Below are 15,431 nucleotides of genomic sequence, written 5' to 3'. Positions count from 1 at the left end.
GGGTGAACGGCAGGGTTTGTGCTCAGCGGTCCGGCCTGGGACACTTTCCCGCGGTGGACATCACACTCATAGTCGTCCTGGTCATCGCGTTGGCCCTGTTCTTCGACTTCACAAACGGTTTTCACGACACCGCCAACGCGATGGCGACGCCGATCGCCACGGGCGCCATGAAGCCCAAGGTGGCGGTCACGGTCGCCGCGGTGCTCAACCTGATCGGCGCGTTCCTCAGCACCGCCGTCGCGACGTCGATCTCGCACGGGCTGATCAACGAGGGTCCCGGCGGCGTCGCCATCACGCCGGAGATGATCTTCGCCGGGCTCATCGGCGCGGTGGTCTGGAACATGATCACGTGGCTGCGCGGTCTGCCGTCGTCGTCCTCGCACGCGCTGTTCGGCGGGCTCATCGGCGCGGCGATCGTCGGTGCCGGCTTCGGGGCGGTGAACTACGCCGCCCTCCTGACCGTCGTCATCATCCCGGCGTTCCTGTCGCCGGTGATCGCGGCGCTCGTCTCGCTCCTCGCCACCCGCATCGCCTACCGCGTCACGCGCCGTCCGGTCTTCCCGAACGAGCGCGGCGGCTTCCGGATCGGGCAGGTCTTCACGAGTTCGATGGTGTCGCTCGCGCACGGGACGAACGATGCGCAGAAGACGATGGGCGTCATCACGCTGACGCTGATCGCCTCCGGTGCGCAGTCCGCCGACTCCGGCGTCCAGTTCTGGGTCATCGTCGCCTGCGCGCTCGCGATCGCCCTCGGCACGTACACCGGCGGCTGGCGGATCATCCGCACGCTCGGCTCGGGCATCACCGAGATCCGCGCGACGCAGGGCTTCGCGGCCGAGGCGTCCACCGCCGCCACGATCCTGGCGTCGAGCCACCTCGGCTTCGCGCTCTCCACCACGCAGGTGTCGTCCGGCTCGATCATCGGCGCCGGCCTCGGTCGCCGTGGCTCGAAGATCCAGTGGTCGACCGCGGGCAAGATCGTCATCGCCTGGTTCATCACGCTCCCCGCCGCCGCGGCGGTCGGCGCGGTCGCTTCGGGCATCGCGCTCCTCGGCGTCACCGGGCTCGTCATCGACGCGGTCGTCGGTGCCGCAGTGATCCTCGGCCTGTACCTCTGGTCGCTGCGGAAGCCCCACGAGCAGGCGATCGAGGTCGACGTGGCCGCGAACGCGGTGTTCACCCGCAAGGAGCTCCGCGACATGCAGCGCAAGAAGCGCGCCGCCCGGGTCGCCGAGCGCCGTGCGGAACTGAGCCGCGAGCGCACCCTGCGCCGCATGGCGGGACGGAACGGAGGACGCCGCTGATGGGCGTCGCCACTGACTGGCGCTGCTGCGCATTCCTGGACGGAGGACGCCGCTGATGGGCGTCGCCACTGACTGGCGCTGCTGCGCCTTCCTGGACGGAGGACGCCGCTGATGGGCGTCGCCACTGACTGGCGCTGCTGCGCCTTCCTGGACGGAGGACGCCGCTGATGGGCATCGACTGGTTCGCCTTCCTGACCGTCGCGATCGTCGCGGTCGTCTCCGCGTGCTTCGTGGTCCTCGTCTACTCGATCGGCCTGCGCCTCTGGAGCGCCGCCGACACCCGCGCCGGCAAGTACACCGTCAAGGACGACGGCACGGTCGGCCCCGCCACCGCCGGCTTCCCCCAACCGGGCGTGGTGCAGCCCGGCGTCCGCGCGTTCCGCGCGCTCGCCGTCGCCTGCTTCGCGGTCTCCGGCATCGCCGTGCTCTACGGGATCTACCTGATCGTCCCGCAGTTCCACTGACGCGGGTCGCGGTCGCGACCACCAGACGGACGGACGGGAGGCGCGTGGCGACGCCGCCACGGGCCTCCCGTCCGTCCGTCTGGTGGCGTTCTGGGCCCGCGGGAGATCCGTGGAGCAGGTCTCGTCGGGTCTGCGGATCGGACCCGACGTGAACTGCTCCATCGATGTGACTCGCGCACACCAGCCTGCCGGACCCGACCGGCCGGACGGGCTAGCCTCGGACGGGTGACCGGCAACGAAGCACCACGAACGCGCACCGAGACCGACTCCCTGGGGTCCCGCGAGGTCCCCGCCGACGCCTACTGGGGCATCAACACCCTGCGGGCGAAGGAGAACTTCCCGATCACCTCGGTGCCGATCGCGGTGTACCCGGACCTGGTCGAGGCGCTCGCGACCGTCAAGCAGGCGGCGGCACGGGCGAACAAGGCGATCGGCGTGCTCGACGCGGAGCGTGCCGACGCGATCGACCGGGCCGCGCAGGAGGTCCGCGACGGTGCCCTCCGAGACCAGTTCGTCGTCGACATCGTCCAGGGCGGTGCCGGGACCTCGACGAACATGAACACGAACGAGGTGCTCGCGAACCGGGCCCTCGAGCTCCTCGGTCGCGAGAAGGGCGACTACGGGTACCTGCACCCGATCGACCACGTCAACCGCAGCCAGTCGACGAACGACACCTACCCGACGAGCATCAAGCTCGCGATGATCCTCGGCGTGCAGCGGCTCGTCGAGCAGCTCACCCTGCTGTCCGACGCCTTCGCCGAGCGCGGCCACGCGTTCGCCGACGTCCTGAAGATCGGGCGCACCCAGCTGCAGGACGCCGTGCCGATGACCCTCGGGCAGGAGTTCACCGGCTTCGCGCACACCATCCAGGAGGACGTGCTCCTGCTGCGCACCGTGATGCCGCTGCTCGCGGAGACGAACCTCGGGGCGACGGCGATCGGCACGGGCATCACCGCCGACCCGCAGTACCGGGACGAGGTGCGCCGGCAGCTCCAGGTCGCGAGCGGGCTGGACATCGTCACGGCCCCGGACCTCATCGAGGCGACGAGCGACGCCGGGGCGTTCATGACGCTGTCCGGCACCGTGAAGCGCAGCGCCGCCAAGCTCTCGAAGATCTGCAACGACCTGCGGCTGCTCGCCTCGGGACCGCAGGCCGGCCTGGGCGAGATCACGCTCCCGGCACGCCAGGCGGGGTCGTCGATCATGCCCGGCAAGGTCAACCCGGTCATCCCCGAGGTCGTGAACCAGATCGCGTTCGCCGTCGCCGGGGCGGACACCACCGTGACGATGGCGGCCGAGGGCGGGCAGCTGCAGCTCAACGCCTTCGAGCCGATCATCGCGCACTCGATCCTGCAGTCGCTGCAGTGGATGGCGAGCGGGTGCGCGACGCTCCGGATCAACTGCGTCACCGGGATCCAGGCGAACGAGGCGAAGCTCGCGGCGCAGGTCGACACGAACGTCGGCGTCGTCACCGCGCTGACGCCGTACATCGGCTACGCGGCGGCGGCGTCGATCGCGCACACGGCGCTGACCACGTCGACGCCGATCGCGACGCTCGTCACCGCGGCGGGGCTGATGGACGAGGACCAGGTCCAGCGCGTCCTGAGCCCGGCGCGCCTGTCGGGCATCGAGCTGGCGACCGGCGCCATCCCGGTCGTCACCGAGGAGATGTTGGACGCCGAGGCCGCCCGGGTGCACCGCGAGCGCTGAGCCGTTCCCCGTTCCCCGTTCCCCGTTCCGCGTTCTCCGTTCCGCGGAACGCAAGGACGGCGGTTCCTCGCAGCGACGTTCCGCTGCGAGGAACCGCCCACGTTGCGTTCTGCGGGCAGCCCCACCCCGCCAGGCCCGGCCGAGCCCGTCTCCGCCGCTCCGCGCTACGGCAGGGGACGCTCCCCGGCCCGGACCTGCCGGGACATCGCCCGCAGGTGCTCGGCGACGGGGTCGGGCTCGTCGTCCTCGGCCGCCCGCTCGAGCGCCGCGGTCCGCACGTCCTGGGCGGCCCGGATGTCCTGGTCCCGCCACCGTGCGAGCGTGAAGTTCCGCGTGACGTCCCGGAGCGGCAGCCGGATCGACTCGTCCGCCTCGATGCCGGCGAGCAGCTGGCGCATCCGGATCACCTCGGAGTCGAGTTCCCCGCCGACGACGAGCACGAAGTTCGAGATGTACAGGTAGACGAGCAGCAGGATCGCGCCACCGAGCCACCCGTACGCCCGGTTCCCACCCCCGCCGATCGTCTCGACGTAGACCGAGAAGCCCAGGGTCGCGAGCGCCCACGTCACGATCGCGAACCCGGCGCCGGCGGACACCCAGCGCAACTGCGGCGTCCTCACGTTCGGTGTCGCGTAGTACAGCACCGCGACCATCACGACGAGGTCGACCGCGAGGACCGGCCACTTCGCCACATTCCACACGTCGTCGATCCAGGGCGCCCACCCGAGCTGCCGGATGATCGCCGCGGAGATCGTGGGGGTGCCGAGCAGGATGACGATCGCGATCGCCCCGCCGACCATCACGAGCAGCGTGACGAGGAGCATCATCGACCGGAACTTCCAGATCCGCCGCCCCTCCTCGACCTCGTACGCGGTGTTCATCGCCCGGCCGAACGCGGTCGCGTACCCGGACAGCGACCACAGCGTCAGCACGACCCCGATCGAGAAGCCGAGCCACGGGTTGTCGAGCGTCAGCAGCTGCCGGAGCGGTCCCTCGAGGTGCTGCGCGGTCTCCGGACGCACGATGAACCCGAGCACCTGCACGACGTCGGTCAGGCTGTCACCCTGCCGGTCCACGACGGACAGTGCGGACACCACCGCGAGGGCGGTCGGGAACACCGTCAGCAGGGCGAAGAACGTCAGCGAGGCGGCGGCGTCCACGACGCGGTGCCGGATGACCGAGTGGTAGGTGCGCCGGACGACCGCGCGGACCCCGGTCCGCTGCAGGTCGCGCGAGGCGCTGTCGGGCATGCGACGTACGGTACCCGACCCCGTACCGGCCGGGAGGATCGTGGCGACCCCGCCACGCGCCTCCCGTCCGCCCCTGGTCGCGCCCGAGGGCGGCGCGCTCAGTTCGCGTGCGGGTCCAGCGCGTCGTAGCGGCGGAAGGACGGCACGAGCCGGAGCAGCAGCGCGACCAGGCCGATGATGAGCACGCCGCCGATGACCGGCGGGTACGCGATCCCTGCCGCGACGACCAGTCCGGCGTACAGGTCACCGAGCCGCGGACCACCGGTGACGACCACGATGAAGATGCCCTGCAGACGACCGCGCATCCCGTCCGGCGACGCCGCCTGCAGGATCGTGTTGCGGAAGACCGAGCTGACGTTGTCCGCCCCGCCCGCCAGCGCCAGGAACAGCGCGGCCAGCCCGAGCGCCGGCAGGATCTCGACGCCGAACGCCTCGCCCGACCGGCCGCCGAGGACGTGCGCCAGCGCGATGACCACGCCGAACGCGGCGATCGCGCCGCCGTAGGCCGTGATGGCCCAGCCGACGGCCTCGCCCTGGCGGCGCACGTGCCCGAGCGGGCCGGAGAACACGCTCGACAGCAACGCGCCGACGGCGTACGCGGCGGTGAGCGTGCCGACCGTGATCGACCCGCCGCCGATGACCAGCGCGCCAGTCGCGGGGAAGAGCACGCGGGGCTGCCCGAACGTCATCGCGACGATGTCGAGCACGAACGTCATGGTGATGTTGCGGGAGCGTCGGAGGAACCGCGCACCTTCGATCAGCGAGCCGAGCCCGGGCTTCAGGGCACCGTGCTCCGCCGCCATCCGGGGCAGCGTGAAGACCCCGAGGAACGCGAACGTGAACAGGACGACGTCGATCGTGTAGGTCGGCGCGAACCCGACACTCGCGATGAGGACGCCGGCGATCGCTGGCCCGACGGTGACCTGGAAGCCGGACGCGATGCCGCCGAGGGCGCTCGCCGCGGGGAGCAGGTCGGTGCCGACGAGCCGCGGGACGATCGCGGACCGGGACGCGTTGCTGACCGTGGCCGCGACGGCGTTCACGGTCGCGAGGACGTAGAGGAGCGCGACGCTGTGCAGTCCGAGCCAGGCGTGCGTCGCGATGAGGGCGACCGCGGCCCACGCGACGATCGCGGACACCAGGGCGACGAGCCGCCGGTCGAACGCGTCCGCGAGCATGCCGCCGTAGAGTCCCGCGACGATCATCGGGACGAGGGCGATGACGCCGACGAGGGCCACCGCGAAGGTGGAGTGGGTGATCTCGTAGACCTCGAGCCCGACCGCGACGGTGGTCATCTGCGTGCCGATGCCGGCGATCGCCGTGCCGGTCCACAGCCGCGCGAACGCGGGGGAGCGGCGGAGCGGGGTGAGGTCGGCGAGCAGGCGGCGGCGCGGGGCGGTGTCGGATCGTGTCACGGTGGAACCATTCTGGGGCCTCGGCGGGCTGGACGGCGTTGCCCGCGCGAACTGGTTGACTGGCGGGCATGACTGACCTGAACAGCAAGCCCGAGTTCGACGCCCCCGAGGGTCCGGCCCCCACCGAGCTCGTGATCACCGACATCGTCGAGGGCTCCGGCGACGAGGCCACCGCCGGCTCGACCGTCAAGGTGCACTACGCCGGCGTCGAGTACGAGACCGGCGAGGAGTTCGACAGCTCCTGGAACCGTGGCGAGCCCATCGACTTCCCGCTCGCGGCGCTCGTGCGCGGCTGGCAGGAGGGCATCCCCGGCATGAAGGTCGGCGGTCGCCGGAAGCTCGTCGTCCCGCCGGAGCTCGCCTACGGCCCCGCCGGTGGCGGCCACTTCCTGTCCGGCAAGACCCTGATCTTCGTGATCGACCTGCTCGGGGTCCGCTGATGCAGGTCGGCGCCCCGACGATCGAGCTGAACGACGGCCACCGTCTCCCGGAGCTCGGTCTCGGCACGTACGGACTGAACGGCGACGAGGGTGCCGCCGCGGTCGGCGCGGCGATCGCGGGCGGCTACCGGCTGCTCGACACCGCGCTGAACTACGGCAACGAGGACGCCGTCGGCCGCGCCGTCCGGGACGCCGAGGTCGACCGCGAGGACATCGTGGTCACCTCGAAGCTCCCCGGACGGCACCACGGCTACGACGAGGCGCACCGCTCGGTGGACGAGACGCTCGCGAACCTGGGCCTCGAGCGGGTGGACCTGTACCTGATCCACTGGCCGAACCCGTCCGTCGACAAGTTCGTCGAGACGTGGAAGGCGTTCGTCGACCTGCGGGACAGCGGTAAGGTCCGCTCGATCGGTGTCTCGAACTTCACGCCGGAGCACCTCACGCGGATCATCGACGCGACCGGTGTGGCCCCGGCCGTCAACCAGGTCGAGCTGCACCCGTACTTCCCGCAGGCGACGCTCCGGAAGGTGCACGCCGACCACGGGATCGTCACGGAGAGCTGGAGTCCGCTCGCGAAGCGCTCCGAGCTGCTCACCGAGCGCCCGGTCACCGACGCGGCCGCGGCGCACGGGGTCACCCCTGGCCAGGTCGTGCTCCGCTGGCACGTCCAGCTCGGCGCGGTGCCGGTGCCGAAGTCGGGCGACGCCGACCGGCAGCGCGAGAACCTCGACGTCTTCGGCTTCGCGCTGACCGACGACGAGGTCGCCGCGATCTCCGGCCTCGAGCGCGGGCGCCTGTGGGACGGCGACCCGGACACGCACGAGGAGATGTAGGGGCTGACGCCCCAGCGGACGGGAGGCACGTGGCGGGTCCGCCACGTGCCTCCCGTCCGTCGCGGTCCGGACCGCTGCTGCGCGGCACGGAGTGTCGGTCCGGCGGGACTACACTGGACACCCCTGTTTCCCGAAGGGTGGCGTGTGTCCGAACCGACCGAGATCGACCGCGAGCGCGGCTACGTGGACGGGCTGTTCGCGCGGCTCGACGAGCTGACGGCGGAGGCCGAGCAGCGGCTCGCCGAGACCCGCCGACAGGCGGTCGGTGGCAACCACCAAAGCCGCAGCGAGCGTGACGCGTACGCGCGACTGTACGAGGACACCATCGCGACGCTCGACCGGGTCGGCGACCGCCTGGTGTTCGGTCGGCTCGAGGTCTCCGAGCCGGACGACGACGAGGACACGTTCCGCTACATCGGCCGTGTCGGCCTGCGGGACGACGAGCACCGCCCGCTCCTGCTCGACTGGCGCGTCCCCGGTGCGAGCGCCTTCTACCAGGCGACCGCGGCGCACCCGATGGGCATGCGCGCCCGCCGACACCTGACCCTCGACGGCCGCACCGTCGTCGGCGTCGAGGACGAGGTCTTCGACGCGACGCTCTACGACGACGAGCGCACGCACCTGCAGGGCGAGGGCGCGCTGCTCGCGGCGGTCACGGCGGAGCGCACCGGCCGGATGACCGACATCGTCGCGACGATCCAGGGCGAGCAGGACCGCATCATCCGCTCGCCGCTCGAGGGCGTCCTCATCGTGCAGGGCGGCCCCGGCACGGGCAAGACCGCCGTGGCGCTGCACCGTGCCGCGTACCTGCTCTACTCGCACCGGGAGCGCCTGCGCGGTTCCGGGGTGCTCATGGTCGGGCCGTCGTCGGCGTTCCTCACGTACATCGAGCAGGTGCTCCCGTCGCTCGGCGAGACGGGCGTCGTGATGGCGTCGCTCGGGTCGCTGTACCCGGGCCTGCACGCGACCACGCACGACCACGGCGACGTCGCCGCTGTGAAGGGCTCGGCGCAGATGGCCGCCCTGCTCCGCCGGGCGGTCCGCTCGCGCCAGGTCGTGCCGACCGCGTCCGTGACGCTCGACGTCGAGGGCGAGCGGCTCACCGTCCCGCCGCAGCTCGTGGCCGACGCCATGAAGCGCGCGCAGGACCGGGGGAAGCCGCACAACGTCGCCCGGGTGACGTTCAACAAGATCGCCCTGGACGCGATGACCCGCCTGCTCGCCGACCAGCTCCGGGAGCGGGGCACCACGGTCGACGAAGCCGACGAGAAGGTCCTCCGCGAGGACATCCGCAGCTCGTACGACGCCCGCGTGCTGCTCAACACCGCGTGGCTGCCGCTGCCTCCGGAGAAGTTCCTCGAGGACCTCTACGCCCGGCCGAACTGGCTCGCGTCGCTCACGCCGGACTGGACCCCGGCGAAGCGCGCACTGCTCGAACGCCCGCGCGGCTCGGGCTTCACGGTCGAGGACGTTCCGCTCCTCGACGAGGCGGCAGAGCTCCTCGGCCCGTTCGACCCGACGGGCGGGGCCGCGAAGCGCCGTGCGAAGGCGAGCCACGCCCGCGACGTCGAGAACGCGCGGCAGGCGATCGAGAACATGGGCGTCGAGGGCATCGTCACCGCGGAGCAGGTCGCCGGCTCCTTCGCCGAGGGCGGGGACCCCCGCACCACGGCAGAGCGCGCCGCCGAGGACCGCGAGTGGACCTACGGGCACATCGTGGTCGACGAGGCGCAGGAGCTCTCGCCGATGCAGTGGCGCGTCCTCGCCCGCCGCAACCCGCTCCGGTCGTTCACGATCGTCGGCGACATGGCGCAGGCGTCGTCGCCGGCCGCGGCCCGCTCGTGGGACGACGTCGTCGGCGCGCTCGCCCGTCGTCGCCGGGGTCGTGCGCCGCTCGTGCCGATCGAGCACCGCATCGCGGAGCTCACCGTGAACTACCGCACGCCGCGGTCGATCGTCCAGGCCGCCGGCGCGTTCGCGGACGCCGCCGGGCTCGCCGTCACCCGGACCGAGGCCGTGCGGGACGGCGACCCGGTGGACCGCGTTTCGGTGTCCCGGGAGGCGCTGCTCGACAGGGTCGCAGAACTCGTGCTGTCCGAGCGCGACCGGATCGGCTCCGGCACCGTCGGCGTGATCGTGCCCGAGGCGTCGGTGTCTGCGGTCCGGGAACGGCTCGCGGCGACGCAGGCCGACGTCCGGGGGCTCGGCTCGCCGCGTCCGGGGTCGGTCACGGTGCTCACGGGTGCCGACGCGAAGGGCCTGGAGTTCGACGGCGTGCTGCTCGTCGACCCCGAGCGGGTCGGGGCCGACGCGGCACGTGCGGCCGCGGCCGTCTACGTCGCGATGACCCGGCCGACCCGGCGGCTCGTGGTCGTCGACGTCACCGACTGACGACCGCGCCCGTCCGGGTCGACCGACCGGACGGGCGGGACGCGGTCAGGCGGGACGCGGTCAGGCGGGGTCGCCTTCGTTCCGCACCCGTGAGACGAGCGCGGCCCATGGTCCGTCGAGCTGGCTGCCCGGGATCTCGACGGTCGTCCGCGCGACCGTGACGGTCCACGTGAAGTCGTCCGGCACCGTGCGGCGACGCGCGCCGGGCGACTCGTGGGGGAGCGCGCCGACGAGCTCGTGCCAGGCGTCCGGGTCGGCACACGACTCCGTGTCGACCCGCCAGCCCCGCGTCAGGCCGGCGAGTCCACCGCTGCGACGGACGACGATCTGCATGCCCCGGTTGTACGCCGTCACGACGCGGTGTGGACGCCCACCGTCCGCCAGGCGTCGCGGACCGCCGTCCACTCGGTCGACCCGGCACCGAAGCGGGCCGACGCGGCGTCGAGCGTGACGCCCGCGAAGCCCGCGAAGTCGATCCCCGCGGTGGTCGACGGCGAGACCAGCGCGTCCCACCAGACCGCGCCGGCACCCTCCCACGCCCGACCCCCGATGGCCGTGGCGGCGAGGAAGAAGGCGTGGTTCGGGATGCCCGAGTTGACGTGCACGCCGCCGGAGTCCTCGGTGGTCTGCACGTACCCGGCCATCGTCGCCGGCTGCGGGTCCTTGCCGAGCACCGGGTCGTCGTACGCGGTCCCCGGCGCCCGCATCGAGCGGAGCGCGACCCCGTGCACCGCGTCCGTGAAGAGCCCCTCGCCGATGAGCCAGCTCGCCTGGTCGACGGTCTGCCCGGCGGTGTACTGCGCGACGAGCGAGCCGAAGACGTCCGACACCGACTCGTTGAGCGCGCCGGACTGCCCCTCGTACGTCAGGTCGGCGGTGTACTGCGTGACGCCGTGCGCGAGCTCGTGGCCGATCACGTCGAGGGCGATCGTGAAGCGGTTGAACACCTCGCCGTCACCGTCGCCGAAGACCATCCGCTGCCCGTCCCAGTACGCGTTGTCGTAGTCCTGCCCGTAGTGCACCGTGGCGTCGAGGGGGAGTCCCGCGCCGTCGACCGAGGCCCGCCCGAGCACGTCGAGCCAGAAGGCGTGCGTCGCGCCGAGGCCCGCGTACGCCTCGTCCGTCGCGGCGTCGTCGGTGTCCGGCTCGCCCTCGCGGCGGACCACCCGCCCGGGCAGGGTCGTGCCGCCGGCCGCGTCGGCGATCGTCCGCTGCGGGGAGCGGTCGACGGTGCCGACGACGCCCTGGGGACGGATGCGGTGCTCCCGCTTCGGCGCCGCGACCGCGGTCATCTCGCCCAGGGCCGTCCGGGCGGCCGCGGCGGCGCGGGGGTGCTCGGCGGCGTCGGCGACGGCGCGGAGCAGGTAGGGCGGGACGACGGAGCGGATGCGGTCGGGCGCGGTCATGGCGTCATGCAACCACCGACCCCCGACCGGTGGCCGACGGAACTCAGTCCTGCTTGCGGTTCTCGACCAGCGCGAGCGCGTACGACTCCCACCACTGCCCGGCCGGTGGTCCGCCGTGGCAGGTGCCGTCGCTCAGCCCGGGGGTCTTCACCCAGAGCAGGGCGTCGAGCCGCGTCGTGCCACCGGTGACGTGCGGTGCCTGCCCGAGTCCGGCGCCCGGCGGGTTGCACCACGTGCCCTTCCAGCCCTGACCGTTGCGCGAGACGTCGATGACGAAGTGCGGGTCGTCCCCGATCGCGTCGGCGAGCCGATCCGCGTACGCGCGTTCCTGGTCGACGCGGTAGAAGTTCGAGACGTTCGTGGCGAACCCCTGCACCCGGTCCACGCCGGCCTGCCGGAGCCACCCCGCCATCGTCGTGACGGGGACGCGGTTCTCGTTGCCGCCGTCCAGGTACACCGTCAGGCCGTGTCCGGTCAGCTCGCCGACGGCCTTCCGCAGCAGGTGCAGCCGGTCCTCGCCGAGTCGCTTGCACACGTGGATCTGCGCGATCGAGTCGGGTTCGACGAGCACCACGGCGTGCGACCCGGCCATCGCCCGCACGGCCGAGCGCACCCACGGCAGGTAGTCGCGCTCGGTCGTCCCGCCGGCGGAGTAGCTGCCGCAGTCGCGGTCGGGGATCGCGTACAGGACGAACACCGGTGTGCGGTCCTGCTGCTCGGCGTCCCGCACGACACGACGGACGACCTGGCGGGTGGCGTCCTGCGACGGGTCGGTCAGCCAGGTCGCGACGGGCTGGTCCGCGATGACGTCGAGCCGGGACGCGGTGGTGGTGTCACCGGCGGCCCGGGCGTCCGACTCCCGGCGCAGCGCCTGGTTGTCGGTCGCGGGCTGCTGGGCGAGGCCACCCGGGAACGCCTGCGCCGCCGTGCGTCGGTCGGTCACGTCCCGACCGTCCGGGTGGTCGCCCGCGGGCAGAACGAGGAGGAGCGTCGTGACGAGGGCCGCGACCACGACGGCGGCACCCCCGATCCACGCCCACTGGCGCCGACCGGCACCCCGGCGACTGCGGTTCCCCTGCTCCGGCATGCGTCCATGCTGGCAGGTCCGGCCCGCTCCGGGGAACCGCGACCCGGCGTCCGCCCAGCCGGCCCGCCGGGATCTGCCAGCCGCGTGCACCGATACTGACCGGATGTTCCGGAAGACCCTGCTCCTCGCCGTCACCGTCGGCTACGCCTGGGTGATCTGGCGGATGACCCTCACCCCGCAGGTCTTCACGCACGCCCAGAGCGAGCTCGTCCTGCACGCCATCGCCTGGCTCCAGCAGCTGCCGCACGGCGCCTGGTTCGGCTACGACCGCGTCGAGTTCCTCGCGAACATCGCGATGTTCGTGCCGGTCGGGATGCTCGCGGCGCTGTGGTTGCCCCGCCGGTGGTGGTTCCTCGGCGCCGTCGTCGGCGTCGGCCTGTCCGTCGGCATCGAGGCAGCGCAGGCCGCCTGGCTGCCCTACCGCGTCGCGGACCCGCGGGACGTCCTGTCGAACGGCCTCGGTGGCCTGCTCGGCGCGACGCTCGTCGGACTCGTCCGGAGCCTGCTGCCGGCCCCGCGACGCCGCCGCCTGCGTGCCCGCACGGTCTGATCTCTGGTAGTCTCGACCGGTTGCCGTCGAACGGCCGCGGACGAAGAGCGCTCGTGCATCAGGCACGGGCACCGCGCAACGGACAGAAAGGGGATCATCCATGGCACTTGACGCGAAGGTCAAGCAGGAGATCATCGAAGAGTACGCGACCCACCCGGGCGACACCGGATCCCCCGAGGTCCAGGTCGCTGTTCTGACGCGTCGCATCAACGACCTGAACGAGCACCTCAAGGAGCACAAGCACGACCACCACTCGCGTCGTGGTCTGCTGCTCATGGTCGGCCAGCGTCGCCGCCTCCTCGGGTACCTCTCCGACGTCGACATCAGCCGCTACCGTGCGCTCATCGAGCGCCTCGGCCTGCGTCGCTAGTCGTCTCGCAGACACTGCTCGACCGAAGGCCCCGGTCCTCCTCGTGAGGACCGGGGCCTTCTCCGTTCCCGCGCACGACGGCGGGGAATGGTTGCGCCCGTCCGCCGGTTCGGTACGATGTTCATGCAAACGCATCGAAAGTCGGGAATCGCCATGACCACCATCGCCGTCGTCTCCGCCGGGCTCTCCGAGCCCAGCTCCACTCGCCTGCTCGCGGATCGCCTCGCCGGGTCGGCCGTCGCCGCGATCACGGCGGACCAGCCGGGAGGCTCGGTGGACGTCCGCCACGTCGAGTTGCGTCCGATCGCCCACGAGATCGTCGACGCGATGCTCACGGGGTTCGCGGCGCCCGGGCTCGCGGCCGCGCAGGCGACGGTCCTCGAGGCCGACGCCGTCGTGTTCGTCACACCGATCTTCACCGCCGGGGTGAGCGGGCTCGCGAAGTCCTTCCTCGACGTGCTCGACAAGGACGCGATGACCGACGTGCCGGTGCTGCTCGCCGCCACGGGCGGCACGGCGCGCCACTCGCTCGCGATCGACCACGCGCTCCGTCCGGTCTTCGCGTACCTCCGCGCCGCGGTCGTGCCGACGGGTGTCTTCGCCGCGACCGACGACTGGGGGAGCCCGGAGGACGCGGCCGCCCTGGACGCACGCATCCGCCGGGCCGGGGTCGACCTGGCATGGGCGATCCGATCCTCCCGGCGGACCCCGCAGCGGACCGACGCCCTCCCCGAGACGGTGGACTTCGCGTCCCTGCTCGGCGGACTCGGTCACTGATCCCTTCTTACAGTCCTCATCGGATCCGCGGGGCGCGAGCGCAGCGCACGCTCCGGGGACACCCGGGGCCGTCCGCGAGCCTCGTCCTGACGACGAGGAGGACCCATGGACGGCAACCGCAGGAACGGGCGACGCACCACCAGCGCGATCGTGAGCACGGCGGGACTGGTGGTCGCCGGCCTCGCCGGCGCCGGGGTGTGGATCGGGCACGAGGTCACGACCGCGACCGGCACGAGCGCGACGGGCTCCAGCACGACGGGCACGAGCACGTCCGGCTCGAGCACGACGGGCTCGGGCGGCACCAGCTCGGGCAGCACCAGCTCGGGCAGCACCAGCTCGGGCGGCACCAGCTCGGGCAGCTCGAGCGACAGCGGCACCTCGGACCAGGGCGTCTCGCAGGGGACCACCGGTGGTTCCGGCGCCACCGACGCGACGACGACGGGATCGTGACCGTGCGCGCCGCCGCCGAGTGGGACCTCTGGACCACCACCGCCCGGGTCGTCCTCGACCGCCGGGACCGTCGGCACCTCCCCGCAGCCGAGGCCTGCGTGCGCGAGGTGACCGCGGCGGTCGACGCCGCGTGCAGTCGGTTCCGCGCCGACTCCGAGCTCCTCGCCCGCGCCGACGCACTCGTCCGCGGCACCAAGGTCTCCCCGCTCCTCGCGTCGCTCGTGCACCAGGCCGTCGACGCCGCGCGCCTGACGGACGGCGACGTCGACCCGACGCTCGGCCGCCGCATGGTGCGCCTGGGCTACGACGCTGCGTTCGTCGACGGTGCCCTCGTGACCGCGGGGCCCGGCCCCGAGGTGTCGCCGGACCTGCTCGCCCGGGCGTTCGACGTCCGTCCGGCGTGGCAGCGGATCCTGCTCTCCGGCACCTTCCTGCGCGTCCCCGAGGGCGTCACGCTCGACCTCGGCGCGACCGCGAAGGCCGCCGCGGCCGACATGGCCGCGGCGAGCATCACCGCCCGCCTGGGCATCGGTGCGCTGGTCTCGCTCGGCGGCGACGTCGCGACCGCCGGCCCGGACCCGTCCGGCGGCTGGCAGGTGCGCGTGCAGGACCTCGACGACGATCCCGCGGACCACGTGCGGATCGCCTCCGGCTGGTCCGTCGCGACGTCGAGCACGCAGAAGCGACGCTGGGAGCAGGACGGCCACGCGCGGCACCACATCCTCGACCCCCGGTGGGGCCTGCCGGTCGACCCGGTCTGGCGCTCCGTGACGGTCGTGGCGCCGTCGTGTGTCACGGCGAACACGATGACGACCGCCGCCGTGGTGCGGGGGCACGCCGCCGTCGACTGGCTGCGGCAGAGCGGGCGGGCGGCGCGGCTGGTCGCAGCGGACGGCTCGGTCGTGCGCCTCGGCGGCTGGCCGGCAGAGGACGCGGTCGCCGCCTGACCGGGCCGGGGGCGTCCCGCCGTCACCCGGACGC

The 15,431-nt window shown here is 72.7% G+C and carries 16 protein-coding genes; 11 read left to right on the top strand and 5 right to left on the bottom strand.

The annotated features are described in order from the left end of the window. Positions 1–53: 53 nt before the first annotated feature. The 3 genes from HUN58_RS17725 to HUN58_RS17715 all read left to right on the top strand — a co-directional run bounded on the left by HUN58_RS17725 (position 54) and on the right by HUN58_RS17715 (position 3,478). Complete coding sequence (locus tag HUN58_RS17725; RefSeq protein ID WP_058742584.1) at positions 54–1,304, top strand: inorganic phosphate transporter; 1,251 nt, start codon at positions 54–56, stop codon at positions 1,302–1,304. Positions 1,305–1,471: 167 nt separating this feature from the next. Next, positions 1,472–1,768 carry a hypothetical protein gene (locus HUN58_RS17720; protein ID WP_058742585.1) on the top strand — a complete coding sequence of 99 codons (297 nt, stop codon included), beginning with the start codon at positions 1,472–1,474 and terminating at the stop codon, positions 1,766–1,768. Positions 1,769–1,993: 225 nt separating this feature from the next. Then, positions 1,994–3,478, top strand: coding sequence for an aspartate ammonia-lyase (locus HUN58_RS17715; RefSeq protein WP_141860792.1), 1,485 nt, complete (start codon positions 1,994–1,996; stop codon positions 3,476–3,478). Between the two features lie 164 nt (positions 3,479–3,642). Here the strand turns inward: HUN58_RS17715 and HUN58_RS17710 are convergent, their stop codons facing one another. After that, on the bottom strand, positions 3,643–4,728 hold the full coding sequence (locus HUN58_RS17710) for a YihY/virulence factor BrkB family protein (RefSeq protein ID WP_180225498.1): 1,086 nt from the start codon (positions 4,726–4,728) through the stop codon (positions 3,643–3,645). Positions 4,729–4,826: 98 nt separating this feature from the next. Next, on the bottom strand, positions 4,827–6,143 hold the full coding sequence (locus tag HUN58_RS17705; RefSeq protein WP_180225497.1) for an MFS transporter: 1,317 nt from the start codon (positions 6,141–6,143) through the stop codon (positions 4,827–4,829). A gap of 68 nt (positions 6,144–6,211) precedes the next feature. On the opposite strand from HUN58_RS17705, the gene HUN58_RS17700 reads away from it, so the two are divergent. The 3 genes from HUN58_RS17700 (at position 6,212) to HUN58_RS17690 (ending at position 9,810) form a co-directional block, all read left to right on the top strand. Next, a complete protein-coding gene (locus HUN58_RS17700) occupies positions 6,212–6,583 on the top strand; it encodes an FKBP-type peptidyl-prolyl cis-trans isomerase (protein WP_175326216.1) in 372 nt (123 codons plus the stop codon). Then, the gene (locus HUN58_RS17695; RefSeq protein WP_180225496.1) at positions 6,583–7,419 is read left to right on the top strand and encodes an aldo/keto reductase; all 837 of its coding nucleotides are present in this window, start codon (positions 6,583–6,585) and stop codon (positions 7,417–7,419) included. The genes HUN58_RS17700 and HUN58_RS17695 overlap by 1 nt, the downstream gene beginning before the upstream one ends. A gap of 144 nt (positions 7,420–7,563) precedes the next feature. Continuing rightward, positions 7,564–9,810: an ATP-binding domain-containing protein gene (locus tag HUN58_RS17690; RefSeq protein ID WP_180225495.1), complete on the top strand. Its 2,247-nt coding sequence runs from the start codon at positions 7,564–7,566 to the stop codon at positions 9,808–9,810. Between the two features lie 60 nt (positions 9,811–9,870). Here HUN58_RS17690 and HUN58_RS17685 read toward each other — a convergent pair whose 3' ends face one another. From HUN58_RS17685 to HUN58_RS17675, 3 genes are read right to left on the bottom strand one after another with little or no spacing between them, the layout of a single operon-like run. Beyond that, positions 9,871–10,143, bottom strand: a complete 273-nt coding sequence (locus HUN58_RS17685) for a protealysin inhibitor emfourin (RefSeq protein ID WP_141860800.1) — start codon at positions 10,141–10,143, stop codon at positions 9,871–9,873. A gap of 17 nt (positions 10,144–10,160) precedes the next feature. After that, positions 10,161–11,216 (bottom strand): M4 family metallopeptidase, encoded by a 1,056-nt coding sequence (locus HUN58_RS17680; protein WP_180225494.1) that lies wholly within the window; start codon positions 11,214–11,216, stop codon positions 10,161–10,163. A 43-nt stretch (positions 11,217–11,259) separates the two neighbouring features. Further along, positions 11,260–12,303, bottom strand: coding sequence for a glycoside hydrolase family 6 protein (locus HUN58_RS17675; RefSeq protein WP_114849096.1), 1,044 nt, complete (start codon positions 12,301–12,303; stop codon positions 11,260–11,262). 103 nt (positions 12,304–12,406) lie between these two features. Between HUN58_RS17675 and HUN58_RS17670 the strand changes: the two genes are divergently transcribed. From HUN58_RS17670 to HUN58_RS20300, 5 genes are all read left to right on the top strand, one after another. Continuing rightward, on the top strand, positions 12,407–12,853 hold the full coding sequence (locus HUN58_RS17670) for a VanZ family protein (RefSeq protein WP_167510032.1): 447 nt from the start codon (positions 12,407–12,409) through the stop codon (positions 12,851–12,853). A 100-nt stretch (positions 12,854–12,953) separates the two neighbouring features. After that, positions 12,954–13,223, top strand: coding sequence for a 30S ribosomal protein S15 (gene rpsO / locus HUN58_RS17665; RefSeq protein WP_058742593.1), 270 nt, complete (start codon positions 12,954–12,956; stop codon positions 13,221–13,223). A gap of 153 nt (positions 13,224–13,376) precedes the next feature. Beyond that, positions 13,377–14,000 (top strand): CE1759 family FMN reductase, encoded by a 624-nt coding sequence (locus HUN58_RS17660; protein ID WP_180225493.1) that lies wholly within the window; start codon positions 13,377–13,379, stop codon positions 13,998–14,000. A 105-nt stretch (positions 14,001–14,105) separates the two neighbouring features. Continuing rightward, positions 14,106–14,450 carry a hypothetical protein gene (locus HUN58_RS20305; protein ID WP_217488551.1) on the top strand — a complete coding sequence of 115 codons (345 nt, stop codon included), beginning with the start codon at positions 14,106–14,108 and terminating at the stop codon, positions 14,448–14,450. Further along, positions 14,447–15,397 (top strand): FAD:protein FMN transferase, encoded by a 951-nt coding sequence (locus HUN58_RS20300; RefSeq protein ID WP_217488550.1) that lies wholly within the window; start codon positions 14,447–14,449, stop codon positions 15,395–15,397. The genes HUN58_RS20305 and HUN58_RS20300 overlap by 4 nt, the downstream gene beginning before the upstream one ends. Positions 15,398–15,431: the final 34 nt, after the last annotated feature.

The organism is Curtobacterium sp. Csp1, assembly GCF_013347185.1.
This window is presented reverse-complemented; position numbering and strand designations above follow the sequence as displayed.